We start from the raw sequence: 20197 nt of genomic DNA on the forward strand, positions 1-20197 counted from the left end.
ATGGCCGTCAAAACGAAACGCAGTACTCGGATTGCCGTCACCCTTCTGGGATGGGGCATTGCTCTTTGGCTCTTTTTCCCGATTTTCTGGATGATTCTGACCGGCTTCAAGAGCGAAGTGGAAGCGGTATCAACGCCGCCAAAACTGTTCTTTATGCCAACGCTCAGCAGCTATGCGGAAGTTTTCGAGCGTGCCAGTTACTGGCATTTTGCACTTAATACCGTCATCGTGTCAGTCGGTGCGACAGCGGGCGCCCTGTTACTGGCCATTCCGGCCGCATACTCGATGGCCTTCATGCCTTCAAAACGAACGCGCGGCACGCTGCTCTGGATGCTCTCGACCCGGATGCTGCCCCCGGTTGGCGTACTGGTTCCCATTTATCTCCTGGCCCGCAACACGCACCTTCTGGACACATGCACCGGTCTGGCAATCGTGGATATGCTCACGAACTTACCGATTATCGTCTGGATGCTGTTCACATTCTTCCGTGAAGTCCCGGCTCCCATTCTGGAAGCGGGCCGTATGGATGGCGCTACCCGCTGGCAGGAAATGACAATGGTCCTTCTGCCTCTGGCGTTACCCGGCATTGCGTCCACAGCCCTGCTGTCGCTGATCCTCTGCTGGAACGAGGCCTTCTGGTCCCTGAACCTGACGTCTTCCAATGCCGCTCCGCTGACGGCTTTTATTGCCTCGTTCTCGTCCCCGGAAGGGCTGTTTTTCGGCAAGCTTTCCGCCGCCTCTACCCTCGCTGTGGCTCCCATTCTTGTTTTTGGCTGGATCAGCCAGAAGCAGCTTGTCCGCGGCCTGACATTCGGAGCCGTGAAGTGACCGACCTCTTCCTTCCTGCCGTTGCCCCTATGCTTGAAAACGGGATCTGACCCATGGCCACGCTTGAACTCAAGAACATCCGCAAGACATATCTTACGGAAGAAATCATCAAGGGCATTTCCCTGTCGATCGAGAACCAGGAATTTGTGGTGTTCGTCGGGCCATCCGGCTGCGGTAAATCCACACTTCTGCGCATGATTGCTGGCCTCGAAGATATCACGTCTGGCGATCTGCTGATTGATGGTCAGCGCGTCAACGACGTAGAGCCCGGTAAGCGCGGTCTGGCGATGGTGTTCCAGTCCTATGCGCTCTATCCGCATATGAACGTCTACAAGAACATGGAATTTGGTCTGAAGCTTGCCGGGATGCCGGAGGCAGAGCGTCGGCAAAAGATCGAGCATGTCGCCCGCACGCTTCAGCTTGAGCCCTACCTGAACCATAAGCCGGGCCAGCTTTCAGGCGGGCAGCGTCAGCGTGTGGCCATCGGGCGCGCCATTGTGCGTAATCCCAAGGTGTTCCTGTTCGACGAACCGCTGTCCAATCTCGACGCCGCTCTGCGTGGCCAGATGCGTGTGGAGCTTTCGGCTCTTCATCGTAAACTTGGTGCCACGACGATCTACGTGACCCACGATCAGGTCGAAGCCATGACCATGGCTGACAAGATTGTCGTTCTTCAGAAGGGTGTTGTTGAGCAGATTGGTTCTCCGCTGGAACTGTACCATCACCCTCGCAACCTCTTCGTGGCGAAATTCATCGGCTCCCCTCCCATGAACTTCTTCTCCGCCATTTTCCAGGATGGCAACGGGGAAGGTTCCACGGTTCAGCTTCGGGACGGAACAGTCATGCATGTTCCAGTCGCCCCGCCCGGAATTCTGCCGGGCACCAAGCTCACACTCGGTATCCGGCCTGAACATCTTGAACTCGCCGCCCCCGGCCCGAATAGCGGCATCGTCGAAGTCATCGAACGGCTTGGTGCGACCACACTCGTTCACGTTCGTCTGGAAGACGGTCAGGTCGTTGTTGTCCAGACGGATGGCTTTACAGACATCGAAGTCGAAACACGCGTGAGCCTGACGTTACCTCCTCAGTACTGTCACCTTTTTGCCCCCGATGGACTGGCCTTTGAAGCCTGTCGTCGTCATCCCCTCGCCGCCTGAACTCAGGAATACTTAAAATGTACATGGAAAAACTTCGTCTCGATGGCCGTACCGCAGTTGTGACCGGCGGTGCACAGAATATCGGCCTGGCCTGCGTGACGGCTCTGGCTGAAGCTGGCGCGCGCGTTGTAATCGCGGATCTGGATGAGGCTCTGGCTGCAAAAGCTGCGGAGGAACTTCGTGGTGAAGGGCTGGATGTCAGCAGCATTCGCATGGATGTTACGAACACGGAAAGCGTCCAGACCGCTATCAAGACCGTGCATGAGCAGGAAGGTCATCTGGATATTCTGGTTGCCTGTGCCGGGATCTGTATTTCTGAAGTCAAAGCGGAGGACATGACGGACAGCCAGTGGCTCAAGCAGGTCGACATCAACCTGAATGGCATGTTCCGCTGCTGCCAGGCCGCAGGTCGCATTATGCTTGAGCAGAAGAAAGGGGCGATTGTTGCGATTGGCTCCATGTCCGGGCTGATTGTTAACCGCCCACAGCAGCAGGCGGCTTACAATGCCTCCAAGGCGGGTGTGCACCAGTATATCCGCTCCCTGGCCGCGGAATGGGCGCCTCACGGTATCCGCGCGAATGCCGTTGCACCAACCTATATCGAAACAACCCTGACGCGCTTCGGCATGGAAAAGCCGGAACTGTATGATGCCTGGATTGCAGGGACACCAATGGGGCGTGTAGGGCAGCCGGACGAAGTCGCCTCCGTCGTGCACTTTCTGGCCTCGGACGCTGCAAGCCTGATGACGGGTTCGATCGTCAACGTGGATGCTGGCTTTACTGTCTGGTAATCAACATTCGAAACACCGGGCCTGTCATCAGGCCCGGATGTCTCAACTCCGGCGGCTCATCAACGGATCAGTCCGGCTTGGCCGTCCGGTCTCCACATGCCCGGCAACCTGTACATGCCCTGCTGTGCCGCCCTTGCGACGGGTGACCGTCAGATCATACCAAAAGTCACTTCCCGCAAGCGGGTAAAAGCGGGATAGCTCCTGCCCATGCCTTAGAAGAGCAGTCCAGTCAGCTGTCGCACCATAGGCGTCTTCAACGACCAGTTCCGCACCTTCCGACGCAATGCTTTTGAGAAACAGTGTCACGCCTTCCGTCTCTTCGCGAACACGGACCTGCAAATCTGAAATGTTTCTGCCAGAGCGGTGGAAACCGTTGGGTCCAGAAAGCGTGAAGTCATCATGCGGATGGAGCGAAATACTTAATGTGGCTCCCTCACCAACAGTATAGTGACGTGACGGGCCTTGCCCTGAGAGGCGAAAAACTGCTCCCTTTACACCTGTGTTGTTGAGAACGATCTCGGCTTTCTCTGTGTTCACCATCAGGTCTGCTGCCAGATGATACGGAAGAGCACACGTCGCCCTCTGCCCTTCTTCCTGCCGTGGCAACGTCTGGTATTGCGGAACCAGAGGTGGAGGCAACATGCAGGACTTGCGGGTCTGTGGCATGTAATCGTCTGTATTGGGAAGATTGGCATGCCAGCGTGTATCTTTGGCGGAGAAGTCAAAAGCAGATGTCAGATCCCCGCAGACAGACCGTCTCCAGGGTGTGATGTGTGGAGCCTGAACACCGAAGCGCTTTTCAAGAAACATCAGAACAGACGTGTGGTCGAACACTTCCGAATTGACACGTCCGCCCTTGCTCCAGGGAGAAATCAGGATGGCAGGTACACGCGGCCCTAGCCCTACAGGCACGCCATGATAGCTCTCATCGGTGACAGACACCGTGCTGTTTCCCTCGTCTCCTTCAAGTGCAGGAACCGGAGGGGGAACATGATCGAAAAAGCCGTCATTTTCATCATAGTTCAGGATAAAAACTGTTTTGGACCATACGTCCGGATGGCGGACAAACACATCCATCAGGCGTGAGATCAGATGCTCGCCGTAGCCGGGCGGTGCGTTCGGGTGTTCAGAGAGCGCAGCAGCAGGCACAATCCAGGAGACCTGAGGCAATGTCCCTGCAGCCACATCCTTTTCAAATGCCTCGATCAGGAAGCGCCCTTCAGATGTCGCAGCATTTTCAGCCGTGGAGCCTTCAACAATCCGACGCCCCTGTTGATATTGCCAGGACTGCTCGGAAAGTTCCCGAAAAGCGGTAAACCCTGCCAGAGCGTTGTCTCCGAAATTGTCGTATTCCTGATAAACCTTCCAGGACACACCAGCCTTCTGAAGCTCTTCGGCGTAAGTCGTCCATTGAAAGGACTGAAATTTCGGATTGTCGTGGCGCATATCGGCCGAGACGTTCCCGTCATCGACGTTCTCGACCGCCTGCTTGCCATCATGTCCGACGCTTAATCCGTTTGTTCCGGAAAACAGAAAGAGCCTGTTTGGATTGGTTGGCCCAAAAATCGAGCAGTGATAGGCATCGCAGATCGTGAAGGCATCTGCGAGCGCGTAGTAATACGGAATATCCCGGCGCGTGAAATGGCCCATCGTCATGGCGGTCTTGTGCGGGATCCAGCAATCCCACTCGTTCCAGACTTTCTGGCTGCCCTTCCAGCTATGATCCAAGCTGGCGATGCAGGCGCTCGAAGTATGCACCGTGTTCATGCGGAACGGCAGAACCGTTGAACCCTTAGCAGTCTTTTGTGCGAAGACGGACGTTCCGTCGGGCTGCTGTGCGGCACGCGGGTCTCCATATCCCCGCACACCGCTCAGGCACCCAAAATAATGATCGAAAGAGCGGTTTTCCTGCATCAGGATCACCACATGCTCGACATCCTGAATGGTGCCTGTTTTCCGGTTGGCCGGAACCGCAAGAGCCTGTTGCAGATTACCGGGCAGTGTTCCGGCAGCCGCAAAAGCGGCTCCCAGTTCAAGAAATCTGCGTCGGCTGGAAAGCGGTCCGGTCATGTGCGGGTCCAATCAGTCGAAGTGCTTGCGAAGCGTGAAGAAGACCATGCGGGGTGCTGCGGCCTGAAGCGTCTGGAAGGTTCCGGATGGGTCGGAATTGACGAAGCCATTGCTTCCAACCGTCGCCACATATTTCTTATCAAAGAGATTCGTAACGTTGATCTGCGCATCCAGCCCCCGCAAGAACCAGTTCTGGCTCTGGAAGCGATAGCCAACATTCAGGTTAAAGACGGCGTTGGCTGGAACAGATGCATCATTGGTATAGGTGTAGTAACGTTTGTCCTGAAACTGCATCAGGACGTTCCCCCAGATTGCGCCGTCATCATAGCCAAGCTCTACGTTCGCAAGATTGGATGGCATCCCAACCGTGTGTCTGCCTTTGATGCGAGCCGACACAACACCATCCGCATACACATTGTCATCATACAGGGAGTTGTTGAAAGCATAGGACGCAAACAGCGACCAGTTCCGTGCAAATTTCCAGTTGGCCGCGACGTCTACACCGCGCGCCGTAACGCCGCCCACGTTGCTCAGAACCGAGGCATTGCCCTGAATACCGACGCCCTGGGTCACAGCCAGAAGACGGTTCTGGAACTCGACATAATACCCTGTGACGGAAGCCTGAAACGTCCGGTTATGGAAACGGTATCCAAGCTCTTCCGTGTTGGACATCTCGGGCTTCAGCTTCTTCTGAAGCACTTCAAAGCCAGCTGTCGTTGTGGAGAAAGGACCTGACGTCTGGGCGCTGTCAAAAGCGGCCATATTGCGCGCGTAGTCTGCGAAGATTTCGTTGTGCTGGTTGATGCGATAGTTCGCACCAATCTGCGGCAGAAAACCATTCGAGGCACTCAAAGAGCCGGATGGGTAGGTTGTTCCGGTCGGTGTCCCCATCAGATTGCCGCTCAGAGCACGAGCAGAGTTATCCACGATGAGAGATTTGAAGCCATAGGTGAGCTTCAGTGCTGGCATGATCTGCCATGTGTCGCCCAGATGAACCTGATATGTCTTGGTATTAAATGTGCTCTGCCACTGGGTGTAGAAAGAATTTCCCTGATACCAGTGAATGGATGACGGAGCCCCGCTGTCCTGAAGCGGGTAAAAACGACGGGCCTGCTCGAAATTATTGTTTTCGAACCAGAAACCCCAGTCGATTGTGTGGTTTGCGATCTTGTACGTAAGGCCCCCGATAAAGCCTGCACGGTGGATGTCATATTCCGTGGTACGGGTCGTCAGCGGTGAGCCTCCCAGAGCCGCTGGCGTCGCGAGATAGGGTGTGACCCATGCGCCCTCACCCGTGTTGGTATGACCATATCCGGTCACGAAGCCTTTAAGGTGGCTCGTGATATCAAAATCCAGGCGGCCATAGCCCATGGCATCTTCACGCAGACCTGCTGCATTGTAATAGACTGTGTCCTGATTTTCGACACTGGATGGAAAGGCCGTTCCAGTCTGATAGGCCGTGGCAATCTGCTTGGCGAGAGCATAGTTATCTGTAATGTTGTCGAGCCTGTATCCGTATTTACTGATCTGGGCGAGCGAAAGATCCTGGTAATCGTTTTCCTTACGCTTGGACCAGTCCCCGAAAACCGTAAGTTTTACATGCTCTCCGAATGGCTGAATATACTTGGCATTGGCCTGATCCTGAACCTGAACACCATCGCCCTTCCACTTGTTGGCGTCCTGATGATTGTAGGACACGTAGAAGCGGCCACCGCCTTTGAGTTCGCCGCTGTTAATACGGGCAAATGTACGCCAGGTTGATGCCGAGCCGATCGTTCCGGCCACATCCACACCGAATTTCTTGGTCGGATCCACGGATGTAAACTGCAACGCACCGCCCAGATCGTTCGATGCTGCTACACCCAGCGCACCTGCGCCCTGCGTCAGTGTCGATGGGCCATTGTTTTCGGTCTCAAGAGCGCGACCGATAGAGAGACCGTTATCATTACCATAGGCCAGATTTCCCAAAGGAATGCCGTCCATCGTGAAGCCGAGGCGGCTCTGATCAAACCCGCGAATAATGATCTGCTGGGACCATTCATAGGATCCCAGGGGGTCAGACGACGTGAACATGACGCCTGGCAGCTTGGACAAAGTCTTGAATGGGCTTGTTCCTGGCGTCATTTCCTGAATGGCCCTGCGGGAAATGGTCTGCGTCTCACGAGCGGCGCCTGCCCCAAGAACAACGACGGATTCTGCGGATGCCGCTTCAGTGGATTGCGGCGTGCTCTTTTTGGCAGATACTTTTCTAGCCTGTGTATTGTGCGACGTGGCCTTTAGCGGGGAATGACTGGAAGCTGCATCGTTGGCAAACACAGTCTGAGGAACTGAGAGAGCGACAATTCCGCTCAGGCAGGTCGTCAGGGCAAGCATCATCTTCATTCTTATGTATTCCCGCTAGGGCGTGAATCGGCCCGTGAATTTGCGGGGACGTTATGAAGGCGGTTCCTTTCTGTCGTGTTATTGTTTCAAGACATTGCAATATGGTTTTCACATTTAAGAGCACGAACAAAAAAGGCCCGCCGAATGGCGAGCCTTTTCGATCTTAAAACAATTTTTTTGATGGTCGTTCAGGCAAGAATGTAGAACAGAATCGCCGAAACCGTAATTGTGACAGGCAGGGTAAAGAGCCACGCCAGAGCAATCTTGGTCAGCATGTGCATGTTGATGCCCGACCCGGAAGCCACCATCGTTCCTGCAACACCAGACGTGATGATGTGCGTTGTGGAAACCGGCAGGCCCGTATAGCCAGCCGTCATGATCAAGCCTGCCCCGACAACTTCGGAGGCTGCACCCTGCGCAGGGTTGAGGTGAGCTTTTCCAATTCCCTCACCCAGCGTCTGAACGATACGGCGATATCCGATCATCGTTCCAACACCAAGGCAAAGCGCACTGAGCAGACGAACCCAGAATGGGGCATATTCCACCGTCGGACGTAGCTTCTTGGCGAGTGCTGCCGCTTCTTTTTTCTGCGCATCTGAAGCAGCAGGGTTAGACGTGACCGAACGCAACCCGGACAGAACCTGATAGATGTCTCCCCGCGTCTCAGCCGGGCTTGCGTGGATTTCCGCACCTTTTTCAAGACGATCAATAGACGCTAATGCATCTGCCTTGAACGAGTAGCGATCAAACTCTGACACCAGAGGGCGCGCCGCCTGAACGTCTTGACGAATGACGTCGTATTGTACCGGAACCTGCGGGTTCAGGGCAAATGCAGCAGGCATCAGACCAATGATGGTCAGCATGATGAGGCCAATGCTCTTCTGCCCGTCATTGTTACCATGCGAGAAACTGACCAGCGTGCAGGTCGTGATCAGCAGTGCTCGCACAATCGGGTTGGGTTTGTGGTGTGGTTCGGGACGCTGATAAAGTGCTGGCAGATGCACAAACTTCCGAATGAGCAGGAACAGGATACCTGCACCAATGAAGCCAAGTGGTGGTGAGACAGCGAGTGTCGTCAGAACTTTCCAGATCTGGTTCCAGTCCACGCTATGTCCCAGGTCACGGGCATGAAGAAAGGAGTCTCCAATCGCAATGCCGACAAGCGAGCCGATCACGCAATGGGAAGACGAATTCGGGATGCCAAACCACCAGGTCAGCAGGTTCCAGGCCAAGGCGGTACCGAACAGAGCCACCAGCATTGGAACGGCAGGATTTCCGTTGGGTGGGGAAAGTACATCCGGGGGTAGGAGTTCAACCAGCGTGTAAGCCACGGCAATACCGCCGAGGAGCACACCCAGAAGATTCATCAGACCGGACCAGACGACCGCGACCTTGGGCTTGAGAGAATTGGTGTAAATGACCGTTGCAACGGCATTTGCCGTGTCATGGAAGCCATTGGCAAATTCAAACACGCAGACCAGCAGAAAGCACAGTCCAAGCGCGATGATTGACCAGATAGACTCTGGGGCGAAGTGCAGCATTCTGAATGCCAGCTCCTGGTAAAGGGTAGGTTAATTCTCGTAGCTGCATTCAGATGTTTGCCAAAGACTGCCTGAGCGTCTTTCATGAAAGTTTCATCAGGGGGAATTATTTCCATCATTTAATGGAACAATCACATTTCTTTCTCATGCCTTGGGGTAAGAGACGAATGGCTCTGTCGCCTGCTTCACACAAAAGGCTATCCGATGAACCAGCCCGAAAAAAAGCAGCCCCATGAACTATGGCGTGAGACACTCATGTCTGCCTGGAACAACAGACCCCAACCAGAGAAAAGCTCTGGCTTCCATGTTGTTTTTGCCGGTACAGAACGGGCAGATAGACGCCCCGCTTCCCATTCCTCAAGAGATGCTAGATTTCCGCCTGCATGACTTTTCGCGCCACCCTCCTTCTTTCTGCCCTCACGCCTTTTCTGCTGGCTTCAGCCCGCGCAGAAAACGTTCCTCAGAAAACAGAAACCGCGACGCCTATTCGGCATCTGGTGGTGATCTATCAGGAAAATGTCTCCTTCGATCACTACTTCGGAACATATCCATCTGCCGTGAACCCGCCAGGTGAACCGGTGTTTCAGGCGCGCTCCGATACACCACGCGCCAATACGCTCGTCACCGCTGATCTTTTGCTGAAGAACCCGAATACACGTGCGGAAAACGGGAAAGACGCGTCACTGCCGTTTCGACTGGATCGCACTCAGGCCAGCACGGCGGATCAGAACCATGCTTACAGCGCCGAACAGCAGGCGTATCATCACGGTCTGGCCGATCTGTTTCCGCGTTATACAGGGCGTGGGACACCCGGTGGCGTAGGTGCTTTTTCAACCCGTGGGCAGGTTATGGGGTATTTTGACGGCAACACCGTCACGGCCTTCTGGAATTATGCGCAGAACTTCGCCATGAGTGATGCGGCTTATACCGATACATACGGTCCATCCACACCGGGTGCGCTCGAAGTCGTGTCAGGCCAGACGAACGGCATGACGATCGTGAAGTCCGCACAAAAGCGCTCCACACCCGAGCTCCAGTCTCCGTTCATCCCGGATGGTCAAGGTGGCTGGACTATGGTTAACGACATTGACCCGGCTGGAGATGTCTGCTCTGTCCCGACCGAACAGGTCATGATGACAAGCCGCAATATTGGAGACCTTCTGAACCAGCAGCATGTCAGTTGGGGAGGATTCATGGGAGGTTTTGATCTGACTGTCCGTAATCCTGATGGAACGACGGGCTGCAAACGCCAGACCTACTCCACAATCGTGGCGCAGAACATTCCTGACTATATTCCCCATCACAACTGGTTCCAGTATTACGCGAGCACGGCCAATCCGACCCATGCGCGCCCTTCATCATCCGATGTCATTGGTCAGACTTTTCAGAAAGACGGGATTCATAAAGACCCGGCCAATCATCAGTATGATCTGAAAGATTTTTACGCGACTGTCAGGGCTGGTCATCTTCCGGCAGTATCGTTTCTCAAGATGCCTGCTCTTCAGGATGGACATGCCGGGTATTCGGACCCACTGGATGAGCAACGCGGTGTCGTCAGTGTGATCAATTTGATCCAGCACAGTCCTGACTGGCGGGATACAGCCATTATCATCGCTTACGATGACTCGGATGGCTGGTACGATCATGCCTATGTCACACCCACACACGGCTCTTATGACAACCCGGCCGATCAACTGGATGGTCCAGGCCGTTGCGGAACGGCTCCGGCTCCGACTGGGGTCTCTGGTCAGCCTGTAAATGGTCGATGCGGTCCAGGGACACGGACCCCGCTGATCGTAATCTCGCCATGGGCTAAGACCAACTTCATCAGCCATGTTCAGATCACGCAAAGTTCGATTACGCGCTTCATCGAAGACAATTGGCTCCATGGTCAGCGCCTTGGCCAAGGGTCTTTCGACGCAGATACCGCAGACCTGACGGACCTGTTCGATTTCGGTCGTCAGCCACGTCTGTCTCCTGTTTTCCTGAACCCAGAGACGGGTGAGCCTGCCTCACAGCCGTCCGCATCTCCGCTTTGACCTCAAGAATAGTCTGGGGAGCCCTTTATTCTGGGCTCCTTCTGGGCACGCTTTTATCGGGACAACTCCATGCTCAGGGATGCCTGCCGACAGCAAATGGCAGCAATCCCTGCCCTGTTTCCCTGAAACGGCCGGGAATAGAGCCATTGTCAGAAATGGCCCTGATAGGGCGGGACATCTTTTACGATCCACTTCTTTCTGGTTCTGGCCGTCTGTCCTGCGCATCCTGTCACGACCCGCGTCACCATTACGGCCCTTCAAATAATCAATCCGTTTTCATGGGTGGAAAAGACCTGAAAAGCGCTGGCAGACGCGCCATCCCGTCTCTCGCCTATCTGGAGCATGTACCCAATTTCAGCATCGGACCTGATAATCCGGAAAGCGAGACGGCCCCTGTCCTGCCCTCTGCTGGCACAACCGCCTCACACACTGCTAAAAGTGCAATCGCCAGTTCCGCGACGGCGATTGTTCCGCAAGGTGGTCTTTTCTGGGATGGACGCGCTGATACCCTTCAGCAGCAGGCGTCCGGCCCACTTTTTGATCCGGCAGAGATGGCTTCTACGCCGTCAATCGCCCGTAACCGGATTGAAAATGCTCCTTATACCAAGCGTCTCAAAGCTCTCGCAGGCCCAGCTGCCGAAACATCACCAGATTTGCTTGTCTCTGAAGCCCTGTTCGCTCTGGCACGCTACCAAATCGAGGAACCGTCTTTTCATCCCTACAATAGCAAGTTCGATGCGTGGCTTGAGGGGAAGACCCGGTTTACACCGCAGGAAAGCGCAGGATATCGTCTTTTTAACGATCCCATGAAGGGCAACTGTGCAGCGTGCCACCTGGATCGACCTCTTCCCGGCAATCTGCCACCTCTGTTGACTGACCGGCAATATGAGGCTCTTGGTGCTCCACGCAATATGGCCCTCATGGGACCATATGAGAACGGTCATTTCGATCTTGGGCTATGCGAAACCATGCCCGGAGGAGCGGAACAGTCAGGCGCCTATTGTGGAATGTTCGCCACCCCAACACTCCGGAACGTGGCAGATCGCAAGGTCTTTTTCCACAATGGCGTTTTTCATGATCTCCGACGGGTTCTGGAGTTCTACGTTCTGAGAGATATTCAACCGGAGCTATTCTATAGCCGCGATGCACACGGGCATGTTCGAAAAACAGACGATCTCCCAGCGCAGTATCAGTCAAACCTTGATCAAACCGATGCCCCAATGGATCGCAAACCGGGCGATCAGCCAGCACTGACGCCCGAGGAGCGGACGGCTATCATCCGCTTCCTGGAAACTTTAACGGACGGGTGGTCTCCCACCCGCCCGTAAGTTTTTACTTCTGGCTGTCAGCTGTCAGACCACGATGAGCCAGCATCGGTTCAATATCCGGTGCCTTGCCATAGAAGGCTTCAAACATCGGCCCGTAATCCATGGTGTGACCCTTGGACAGGATCATGTCACGGAAGCGCTGGCCGTTTTCACGCGTCAGGCCACCATGCTGCGTGAACCAGGCAAACACGTCCTGATCCAGCATTTCCGTCCACAGATAAGCGTAATAACCAGCCGAATATCCATTGGACCAGATATGCAGGAAATAGCTGGATCGGTACCGCGGAGGGACGTTCGCCACATCAAGACCCATGCTGTTCAGAGCATCGGCTTCGAACTTGTCAGCATCCTGACGCGGAGCGCTTGCCGGAAGGGCATGCCACTTCATGTCCAGTTCAGCCGCAGCAACGATTTCGCCCAGAGCATAGCCCTGGTTGAACTTGGCGGCTTTCTTGATCTTGTCGACCAATGCCTGTGGCATAGGCGCGCCCGTTTTGTAGTGACGGGCGTAATGCGCCAGCACCTTCGGGTCCAGCGCCCAGTTTTCATTGAACTGGGACGGGAACTCCACGAAGTCACGGGCGACGTTCGTGCCAGACAGCGTTGGATAGGTTTGGCTTGCGAATAGACCGTGCAGCGCATGACCGAACTCATGGAACATGGTTGTCACATCATCAGACGTGATGAGCTGTGGCTGACCCGGCGCTGCCTTCGTGAAGTTTGCTACGTTGTAAATGACGGGCTTGGTACCAAGGAGCGAGGACTGGCCAACAAAATTGGACATCCAGGCACCGCCAGACTTCGTGTCACGCTTGAAGTAATCGAAATACATCAGGCCAAGCTGTGAGCCGTCCTTGTCGAAGACCTCGAACACCATAACGTCCGGGTTATAGACTGGAATATCTGTAACCTGCTTGAATGTAACCCCGTAAAGCTGGTTGGCAGCAAAGAACACCCCGTCCGTCAGGACCGTTTTGAGTTCGAAGTATGGCTTCACATCATCTTGGTTCAGCGCATATTTCTCACGACGGACCTGCTCCGCGTAACGGTTCCAGTCCCAGGGCTTCAGCGTGAAGTTTTCGCCATCACGATGGATTGCGTCCTGAAGAACGGCACCTTCCCGCGTCTGCTCGGCCGCCACGGCCGGAACGAGCTTCTGCATGAAGCCTTCGGCCGCTTCGGGCGTCTTGGCCATCTGGTCATACAGCGTATAGGCGGCGAAGCTTGGATAGCCGAACAGCGCAGCTTTCTGGGCGCGTAGCTGGGCCAGTTCGGAAATCGTGGCGCGGGTGTCGTTCTTGTCACCCTTCTCGGCACGGTTCCAGCTCTGTTCGAACAGGGCCTGACGGGTCTCGCGCTTGCTCAGGTTTTCCAAAGCGGGCTGCTGGGTCGTGTTCTGAAGCGGAAGAACCCATTTGCCGGTCAGCTTGCGACTTTCCGCGTCCTTCTGAGCCGAGGCGATGGCCCCATCATCAAGACCGGCTAATGCATCCTTGCTGTCAACGACAAGGGCTCCGTCTTTCGCAGCAGCGATTAGCTTCTGCTGATAGACGGACTCAAGATTGGCCAACTTGGTGTTGATGGCACGCAGTTTGGCCTTGTCGGCCTTGGATAGCTCCGCACCGGCATGAACAAACTGCTGGTAATACACATCCAGAAGCTGCGCCTGCTCGGCATTCAGGTTCAGGCTATCGCGGGTATCATTCAGTTTCTTGACGCGCGCAAACAGACGCGCGTTAAGATAGATCTCATCTTCATGCTGGGACAGGCGCGGCGCTTCGCGGCTCTCAACCTTGTCCAGCTCTGCATCACTATTCGCCTGATAAACGCCGAAGAACGTTTCCTGCACGCGATCCAGCAGACGGCCAGCCTTTTCCATGGCAACGATCGTGTTGTCGAACGTGGGCGCAGCCTTGTTGTTCGCAATGGCCGTGATTTCACGCAGATGATCCGCCATGCCCCGCTCGAAAGCGGGCGCGTAGTCACTATCCTTGATCAGATCAAAGCGCGGAGCCTGATAAGGAAGTGTGCTGGCCGTAAAGAAAGGATTAGTTGAAGCAGCGTGTGCCTCAGTTCCGGCGAGAGAAACCATAGACAGGGCAAAAGCAGCCCTTACCCAGAGGTTGGAAGTCATTGAAACATCCTGAAAGTCTTACGTTACCGCGACTGTATGGGAGAAGCCGCGCAACGTACAACCCTCTGTTTCGTCAGCCGGTTACGGGAATAGACGGGCCGCCCAGTCTTCCACGCTGTCGCCGCTACTGAATGCTGCATCAATCAACCCATCCACCATAAAGGTAGGAGACACATGAATACCGTTCTGGCGAGCATATTTCGCATGCCATTTCACGGCTTTCGTGACGTCTTCGAGAAGAAAGGCCTCAGCAAGGGCGACCCCACTATAAGCCTCAAGACGTTCAAGAATTTCTGCTGGCGTGGCATCCATGTTCGGGCCAGAACAATGATCAGTGAACTCGAACTCTTTCCGATGGTCTGCCACGGCAAGGAGGACGTCATGTGCTCTGTCCCGCCCCTGCTCCAGAGTGGATGCTGCAAGAATGGCACGGATGATCACGCCGGAAAACATGTGCCATGGCTGGGACTGAAGCCGGATGTGAACTGTCAGATTTTCGTGCCCCACCTTTTCAAGAAGCAAAGGAACTTTACGGAGCGCCTTGACCGAAAACGGACATGTCGGTTCCAGGAAGATCTCAAATATTCTCGTGCCTGTTCCCCATGTCAGTGCGGACAGATGTGCCATCATGTCTTTCTTTCTCAATCGTCCAAACGGACCTTGCGATTGCGTTTGATCCCCGCCCGGTGAGACTTCCCGTCCATTCGTCTTTGACGGGCCGCCTTGCCCGGTCGGGTTGGAACGCGGAAGACCTGCCGATGAGCGGCCTCCCGGATCATGGCTGCCAAACGTTCGATAACGTCTTCCCGATTGCGAAGCTGCGTGCGGAAGCGTCGCCCTGTCAACACGATTTCTCCGTCCCGGGTTGCGCGACTGCCTGCAATTTCAAGCAGTCTGGTCCGTACGCGCTCTGACAGTGCCGGAGAACCTGCTGCATCAAAACGAAGCTGTGCGGCTGTCGCAACCTTGTTGACGTTCTGGCCCCCTGGGCCAGATGCAAGGATATAGGTTACTCTCAGGTCTTCGTCTTTGAGGATCAGACCGGGCATGACTTCAACACTCATGCATGCGTTCCTACACGAGGTGGTCTCTCCCAGGAAATACCTATCGACTGGGGCGTCCGTTATTCTGTTGTTGCCAGACACGGGGAGACATTCCGAACCACCGGCGAAAAGCCCGGCTGAAGGCACTTGTTTCGGTGTAGCCCAGAAGAATGGCGATTTCGCTGATGTCTCTATTGGCTTCCGTCAGAAGGCGAATGGCGTCAATCTGACGGACTTCATCCAGTAAAGCAGAGTAGGAAAGCCCTAGCTGCCCCAGCCGACGCTGCAACGTCCAGGGAGAGAGGGCAAGTTTCTCAGCAATTTCCCAGAACTCGCATCCCCCATGCGGCAGACAGGCCCTGATCTGCATGATGACCTGCTGCCTTAGAGACGGTGCCTGTTCTGACTTCGCATTCTCAGGACCCCGGGCCAATGTTACCAGAGAAGATTTCATGATCTGCAACAGGCCAGCATCTGCTCCCGGCATCCGTGTCTCCAGCCTATCTCTCCGGAAGATCAGCGCATTTCGTCCTGCTGCAAAACGAACATCGGACTGAAACGCATCGCGGTGTTCTCCCGCCTGCTCCGGCTGATCGTGGGCGAACAGAACAGCCTGCGGGGTCCAGGCTGGCCCCAACCCTGTTCGGAGGATATTTGCAAACATGCCCATCGTCAGTTCGGCATCATGGCGACGGTGTTGAATGGTCGGGTCAGTAATCATGTAATCGAGCTGAAACGTCTCGGCGGTTTCGGTTAGACATGTCACAGTAGAAGCCTGATGATACCCGAAATAGGCAGCCAGATTGCGGACTGCCTGCTCGACGGTATCTGAACACAGGGCGATGTAGCCGATGAGGCCAAGTTGGTGGGGTTTGAACTGCTGGCCAAAGTGCAAACCAATATTTCCATTGCGCGTCTCTGTTTCGGCTTCGGTAAACAAACGACAATAAGACGCAAGGTTCAAAGTATCCGTGGGCAAGGCAAACTGTTGCGTGGAAAGGCCGGAACGTCCGGCAATCCGCTCCATGTCTCCCCCTTGGGATGTCAGAAAATCTTCTACTCCTGCTGCGGCTGCGGCAAGAACATGGGCTTCTGATTTAGAAGACTTTGAAAAGGATGGCATTGCATCTTCACGTTGCTGCTCACTCAACGCAGAGTGTTGGGCGTATTGTTGTCAAATGTCAAAATCTTGTCGTTTGTCGTCAAGTCACAATCAATCCGAAAGAGATATAATTGCGGTAACGGACAAAACTTTGAGCATCTCCTGATGGAGTTCGAACAGGTCAGTGAAGCAGGATTGTGACCATGGCTTACGGATACACCCTGAGAGGGGAACGGTATATATTCGACGACCTGAAAACCCTGATGGCCAAGGCTTCTCCCACGCGGTCCGGTGACGATCTCGCGGGACTTTCCGCCAGTTCGGATGCTCAGCGAATTGCTGCACGCTACGCTCTGGCCGACCTCCCGCTCAGCACGTTTCTGCATGAAGCGCTCATCCCTTACGAGGCAGATGACGTTACGCGCCTGATTATGGATACACATGATGCTCGGGCGTTTTCGCCTGTGGCGTCGCTGACCGTTGGTGGTTTCCGGGATTGGTTGTTGTCCGATGAGGCCTCATCAGAAGCGCTGTCTCCCATCGCTGCCGGGATCACGCCTGAAATGGCGGCCGCTGTCAGCAAGATCATGCGCAATCAGGATCTCATGACGGTCTCCCGCAAGATCCGGGTCATTACGAAGTTTCGGAACACTATTGGTCTGGAAGGCCGTCTGGCGACGCGCCTTCAACCCAATCACCCTACAGATGATCTAAAGGGAATTGCAGCTTCAACTCTGGACGGCCTTTTACGCGGGATGGGGGATGCCGTCATCGGTATCAACCCCGCGACCGACAGCGTCTCGAACGGCCTCGCTCTTCTGGAGATGCTCGACCATGCCCGTCAGCGTTACGAAATCCCGACCCAGACCTGCGTTCTGACACACGTTACAAACACGATCGAGATCATGAACCGTGGCGGCGCGGTCGATCTGGTCTTTCAGTCCATTGCGGGGACACAGAAAGCCAATGAAGGCTTTGGCGTCAGTCTCGGAATTCTGAAAGAAGCTCATGAGGCAGCGCTGGCTCTCAATCGTGGCACTCTTGGCAATAATGTCATGTATTTTGAGACGGGTCAGGGCGCTGCGCTGTCCGCCGAAGCTCATCACGGTGTTGACCAGCAGACCGTGGAAGCCCGAGCCTACGCCGTAGCACGGGCTTATAACCCCCTGCTGGTGAATACGGTCGTGGGCTTTATCGGCCCTGAATATCTTTATGACGGCAAGCAGATCATCCGGGCCGCGCTGGAAGATCATTTCTGCGCCAAACTGCTCGGCGTGCCGATGGGCTGTGATGCCTGTTACACCAACCACGCCGAAGCAGATCAGGATGATATGGATAACCTGATGGTCCTTCTGGGGGCAGCAGGCATCACGTTCCTGATCGGGGTTCCGGGTGCGGATGACATCATGCTCAACTACCAGAGCCTGTCCTTCCACGACCTTCTGAGTCTTCGCAAACTTCTGAACCTGAAACCAGCGCCGGAATTTGCGGGCTGGCTGGAGCGGATGGGTCTGTATGATGTGCGGAACGACCAGGTTCTCGACGTCCCTCCCGGACAGACTCTTCTCGGCCAGATGGTGCGCTGACCATGACGGACGACCGCATTACCTCCCCGTCATCCCGGATACCAGATCCATGGCAGGACTTGCGCCAACTCACCCGCGCCCGGATTGGGCTGGGCCGTACAGGAAATGCCCTAAAAACCAACGATGTTCTGGACTTTCAAGCCTCTCATGCACAGGCAAGGGATGCCGTTCATACGCCTCTGAACATTGAAACCCTGACAGGTTCTCTGGGCGACGAGCCATACTATTGCGTTCAGAGCCGTGCGCTCGACCGTTCGACCTATTTGCGCCGCCCGGACCTTGGACGGCGACTTGATCCGGAAGCCGCTACTACGCTTCCAAAAGGTGACTGGGATGTGGTTTTCGTCGCGGGAGACGGCTTGTCGTCCTTTGCCACACAGCAGAGCGCCATTCCCCTGTTCCGGGCTATGCAGGCACAGCTTGCTGACTGGACCGTCGCGCCTCTGGTCATCGCTACCCAAGCCCGTGTCGCGTTAGGCGACGACATTGCCGTGAGGCTTGGTGCGAGGATGGTTGTCATGATGATTGGCGAGAGACCCGGCCTCAGCGTGGCTGATAGTATGGGTGTCTATCTGACCTACGGGCCGTATGTTGGCTGCCCCGATTCATCCCGGAACTGCCTCTCGAACATCCACCCACACGGCATGACTGTCCCGGCTGCGGCAGCAAAGCTTTCCTGGCTGATGCGGGAAGCCAGCCACCTGAAGCTCACAGGCGTGGGTCTCAAAGATGCTGCTCCTGAAGTCGTAACCCTCGAAACTTCCGTTCCCCTTCTTGAAAAGGACAACGACCGATGAGCAATGCGCCGTCGCATCTCAACAAGTCCCTGAGTGCATTCCATCTTTGGGGCATTGCCGTTGGTCTTGTTATTTCCGGAGAATATTTCGGCTGGAGTTACGGCTGGGCAACGGCCGGAACGCTTGGTTTCCTGATCGCCACTGTGTTTGTCGCGCTGGTCTATACGAGTTTCATTTTCAGCTTTACGGAGCTTACCTGTGCCATCCCACAGGCTGGTGGCCCGTTCGCCTATAGTCATCGCGCCCTTGGCCGATGGGGTGGCCTGATTGCGGGTCTCGCCACTTTGGTCGAGTTCATTTTCGCGCCCCCTGCGATTGCTCTCGCAATCGGTGCTTACCTGAACGTTCAGTTTCCGCATCTCTCGCCCAAAGTCGCGGCTCTGGGCGCCTACATGATCTTCATGGCACTCAACATTGTCGGCGTGCATATTGCAGCGACGTTCGAACTGTTCATTACAATTGCCGCCATCATTGAGTTGCTCGTCTTCATGGGCGTCGTCGCTCCCGCCTTTTCGTGGGACAACTTCCTGCATGACGGCTGGGGCGTAGCCCCTCATTTCGGCTGGGAAGCCATGGGGGGCATTTTCGCGGCCATTCCTTTTGCCATCTGGTTCTTTCTCGCCATCGAAGGTGTGGCCATGGCGGCTGAAGAGGCCAGCAATCCGCGCCGGTCTATCCCGATCGCATATGTTGCGGGAGTTCTCACGCTTGTCTTCTTGGCCTTTGGCGTCATGGTTTTTGCTGGAGGTGCCGGAGACTGGCATGCTCTTGCCAACCTGAATGATCCTCTCCCGCAGGCCATGAAGCATGTCGTGGGCGCGCACAGCGGGTGGCTGCATATGCTGGTCTGGCTTGGTCTGTTCGGCCTTGTCGCATCCCTGCATGGCATCATCATGGGTTATGCACGCCAGATCTTTGCCATGGCGCGTGCCGGCTTTCTACCGGCGGCTCTCGGCAAAGTTCATCCGCGTTCTCATACACCCTATACGGCTACGATTGCTGGTGGCGTCATTGGCATTGCAGCCATTTTTTCCGATGATGTCATTTCGATTCACGGTCAGTCCCTGACGGCAACTCTTGTGACCATGGCTGTGTTCGGATCCCTCACGATGTATATCTTGAGTATGATCAGCCTGTTCCGCCTTCGTCGAACAGAGCCTTCCCTGCCGCGCACTTACCGCGCACCGCTCTACCCCGTCCTGCCCGGCATCGCCCTGACTGGCGCAATCGTCCTTTTGGCAGCCGTGACATACTACAATCCCGAAGTCTGCGCGATCTACATCGCATTCATGGCGATCCTGAGCACTGTCTTCATGCGAAAATACCAGAACGCACAAACGCGGCTCAGGGCCGAGGTCTGAGTTTATTCTCTGTCGTCTTTCCCCGAAACTTTCAGGAA

Annotated in this window: 15 protein-coding genes; 8 read left to right on the forward strand and 7 right to left on the reverse strand. The window is 55.3% G+C overall.

What is annotated here, in order from left to right; genetic code table 11:
• Genes AC3B6F_RS09920 through AC3B6F_RS09930 form a run of 3 tightly spaced genes read left to right on the forward strand, consistent with a single transcriptional unit; the run spans position 1 to position 2776 of the window.
• Complete coding sequence (locus AC3B6F_RS09920) at positions 1-828, forward strand: carbohydrate ABC transporter permease (RefSeq protein ID WP_061930822.1); 828 nt, start codon at positions 1-3, stop codon at positions 826-828.
• Between the two features lie 53 nt (positions 829-881).
• On the forward strand, positions 882-1985 hold the full coding sequence (locus tag AC3B6F_RS09925; RefSeq protein WP_211568832.1) for an ABC transporter ATP-binding protein: 1104 nt from the start codon (positions 882-884) through the stop codon (positions 1983-1985).
• Positions 1986-2002: 17 nt separating this feature from the next.
• The gene (locus AC3B6F_RS09930) at positions 2003-2776 is read left to right on the forward strand and encodes an SDR family NAD(P)-dependent oxidoreductase (protein WP_061930817.1); all 774 of its coding nucleotides are present in this window, start codon (positions 2003-2005) and stop codon (positions 2774-2776) included.
• A 42-nt stretch (positions 2777-2818) separates the two neighbouring features.
• Here the strand turns inward: AC3B6F_RS09930 and AC3B6F_RS09935 are convergent, their stop codons facing one another.
• The 3 genes from AC3B6F_RS09935 to AC3B6F_RS09945 all read right to left on the reverse strand — a co-directional run bounded on the left by AC3B6F_RS09935 (position 2819) and on the right by AC3B6F_RS09945 (position 8769).
• A complete protein-coding gene (locus AC3B6F_RS09935) occupies positions 2819-4846 on the reverse strand; it encodes a phosphocholine-specific phospholipase C (protein ID WP_489824226.1) in 2028 nt (675 codons plus the stop codon).
• A gap of 12 nt (positions 4847-4858) precedes the next feature.
• A complete protein-coding gene (locus AC3B6F_RS09940) occupies positions 4859-7228 on the reverse strand; it encodes a TonB-dependent receptor (protein ID WP_489824227.1) in 2370 nt (789 codons plus the stop codon).
• 188 nt (positions 7229-7416) lie between these two features.
• Positions 7417-8769, reverse strand: coding sequence for an inorganic phosphate transporter (locus tag AC3B6F_RS09945; RefSeq protein WP_426066943.1), 1353 nt, complete (start codon positions 8767-8769; stop codon positions 7417-7419).
• Between the two features lie 383 nt (positions 8770-9152).
• Here AC3B6F_RS09945 and AC3B6F_RS09950 point away from each other — a divergent pair, with 383 nt between their 5' ends.
• Together AC3B6F_RS09950 and AC3B6F_RS09955 are read left to right on the forward strand one after the other, a co-directional pair.
• Positions 9153-10808 (forward strand): phospholipase C, encoded by a 1656-nt coding sequence (locus AC3B6F_RS09950; protein WP_489824228.1) that lies wholly within the window; start codon positions 9153-9155, stop codon positions 10806-10808.
• Between the two features lie 155 nt (positions 10809-10963).
• Positions 10964-12136: a cytochrome-c peroxidase gene (locus AC3B6F_RS09955; protein ID WP_489824507.1), complete on the forward strand. Its 1173-nt coding sequence runs from the start codon at positions 10964-10966 to the stop codon at positions 12134-12136.
• A gap of 4 nt (positions 12137-12140) precedes the next feature.
• Here the strand turns inward: AC3B6F_RS09955 and AC3B6F_RS09960 are convergent, their stop codons facing one another.
• From AC3B6F_RS09960 to qhpR, 4 genes are all read right to left on the reverse strand, one after another.
• Positions 12141-14270 carry a M3 family metallopeptidase gene (locus AC3B6F_RS09960; protein ID WP_489824229.1) on the reverse strand — a complete coding sequence of 710 codons (2130 nt, stop codon included), beginning with the start codon at positions 14268-14270 and terminating at the stop codon, positions 12141-12143.
• Between the two features lie 81 nt (positions 14271-14351).
• Positions 14352-14897 carry a DsbA family protein gene (locus AC3B6F_RS09965; protein WP_489824508.1) on the reverse strand — a complete coding sequence of 182 codons (546 nt, stop codon included), beginning with the start codon at positions 14895-14897 and terminating at the stop codon, positions 14352-14354.
• Between the two features lie 14 nt (positions 14898-14911).
• Positions 14912-15334, reverse strand: a complete 423-nt coding sequence (gene arfB / locus AC3B6F_RS09970) for an alternative ribosome rescue aminoacyl-tRNA hydrolase ArfB (RefSeq protein WP_489824230.1) — start codon at positions 15332-15334, stop codon at positions 14912-14914.
• Between the two features lie 40 nt (positions 15335-15374).
• Positions 15375-16436, reverse strand: a complete 1062-nt coding sequence (gene qhpR, locus AC3B6F_RS09975) for an AraC-like transcriptional regulator QhpR (RefSeq protein WP_489824231.1) — start codon at positions 16434-16436, stop codon at positions 15375-15377.
• A gap of 182 nt (positions 16437-16618) precedes the next feature.
• On the opposite strand from qhpR, the gene AC3B6F_RS09980 reads away from it, so the two are divergent.
• The 3 genes from AC3B6F_RS09980 to eat are packed head-to-tail and all read left to right on the forward strand — an operon-like array spanning position 16619 to position 20159.
• Positions 16619-18001, forward strand: coding sequence for an ethanolamine ammonia-lyase subunit EutB (locus tag AC3B6F_RS09980; RefSeq protein ID WP_489824232.1), 1383 nt, complete (start codon positions 16619-16621; stop codon positions 17999-18001).
• A gap of 2 nt (positions 18002-18003) precedes the next feature.
• Positions 18004-18798 carry an ethanolamine ammonia-lyase subunit EutC gene (gene eutC / locus AC3B6F_RS09985; protein WP_489824233.1) on the forward strand — a complete coding sequence of 265 codons (795 nt, stop codon included), beginning with the start codon at positions 18004-18006 and terminating at the stop codon, positions 18796-18798.
• Positions 18795-20159, forward strand: a complete 1365-nt coding sequence (gene eat / locus AC3B6F_RS09990) for an ethanolamine permease (RefSeq protein WP_489824234.1) — start codon at positions 18795-18797, stop codon at positions 20157-20159. Before eutC ends, eat begins: the two co-directional genes overlap by 4 nt.
• The last annotated feature ends 38 nt before the right edge of the window (positions 20160-20197 follow it).

This window comes from Gluconobacter sp. ESL1110 (assembly GCF_058107395.1).